The sequence below is a fragment of the Methylorubrum podarium genome, assembly GCF_022179745.1.
Lineage (GTDB): Bacteria > Pseudomonadota > Alphaproteobacteria > Rhizobiales > Beijerinckiaceae > Methylobacterium > Methylobacterium podarium.
This window is the reverse complement of the sequence record NZ_BPRD01000573.1, coordinates 1-1,306: the sequence shown is the minus strand read 5'-3', so window position 1 is coordinate 1,306 and position 1,306 is coordinate 1. Positions and strand designations below refer to the sequence as shown.

Genomic DNA, 1,306 nt, shown 5'->3' with positions numbered 1-1,306 from the left:
CGCAAGGGGGAGGAGAGCGCGTCGGCAGACGCCGCGTTCACGACATCCACGAGAGCGGCCGGAACAACCCCGGACACGCAACGGGGACGGCTGTCCGCAATCGAGCAAAAGAGGAGCGGAAGGAAATGCCCGAGACCCTGATCAAGGTCGATCTCACGCAGTCGGCCTACGACAACGACATGGTGCACAACCGCTGGCACCCGGACATCCCGATGGTCGCGACCGTGAAGCCCGGCGACGACTTCATCGTCGAGACCTACGACTGGACCGGCGGCTTCATCAAGAACAACGATTCCGCCGACGACGTGCGCGACATCGACCTGTCGATCGTCCACTTCCTCTCCGGCCCGATCGGCGTCGAGGGCGCCGAGCCCGGCGACCTGCTCGTCGTCGACCTGCTCGATATCGGCGCCAAGCCCGAGAGCCAGTGGGGCTTCAACGGCTTCTTCTCGAAGAACAACGGCGGCGGCTTCCTCGACGAGCACTTCCCCCAGGCGCAGAAGTCGATCTGGGACTTCGAGGGCATGTTCACCAAGTCGCGCCACGTTCCCGGCGTGCGCTTCCCCGGCCTGATCCATCCCGGCCTGATCGGCTGCCTGCCCGATCCGAAGATGCTGGAGACCTGGAACACCCGCGAGAAGGCACTCTACGACACCAATCCGAGCCGGGTGCCGGCGCTGGCCACCCTCCCCTTCGGCCCGACCGCGCATATGGGCCGGCTGAAGGGCGACGCGAAGGAGGCGGCCGCCGCCACTGGCGCCCGCACGGTGCCGGGGCGCGAGCACGGCGGCAATTGCGACATCAAGGATCTGTCGCGCGGCTCGAAGATCTACTTCCCCGTCTACGTGCCGGGCGCCGGCCTCTCCATGGGCGACCTGCATTTCAGCCAGGGCGACGGCGAGATCACCTTCTGCGGCGCCATCGAGATGGCGGGCTGGGTCCACCTCAAGGTGAGCCTGATCAAGGACGGCATGGCCAAGTACGGGATCAAGAACCCGATCTTCAAGCCGTCGCCGGTCACCCCGAAATACGACGACCACCTGATCTTCGAGGGCGTCTCCGTCGACGAGTACGGCAAGCAGCACTACCTGGACGTCACCGTCGCCTACCGTCAGGCCTGCCTCAACGCGATCGAGTACCTGAAGAAATTCGGATATTCGGGCGCCCAGGCCTACTCGATCCTCGGCACCGCCCCGGTCCAGGGCCACATCTCCGGCGTCGTCGACAGCCCGAACGCCTGCGCGACGCTCTGGATTCCGACCGGCATCTTCGACTTCGACATCAACCCGTCCGCGGCCGGGCCGAC

At 66.0% G+C, this 1,306-nt stretch carries 1 protein-coding gene; it reads left to right on the top strand.

Annotated elements, in window-relative coordinates:
- Positions 1-125: 125 nt before the first annotated feature.
- Positions 126-1,306, top strand: a 1,181-nt coding sequence (gene fmdA, locus MFF42_RS23770; RefSeq protein WP_238258264.1) for a formamidase, incomplete at its 3' end; no start/stop codon positions are given.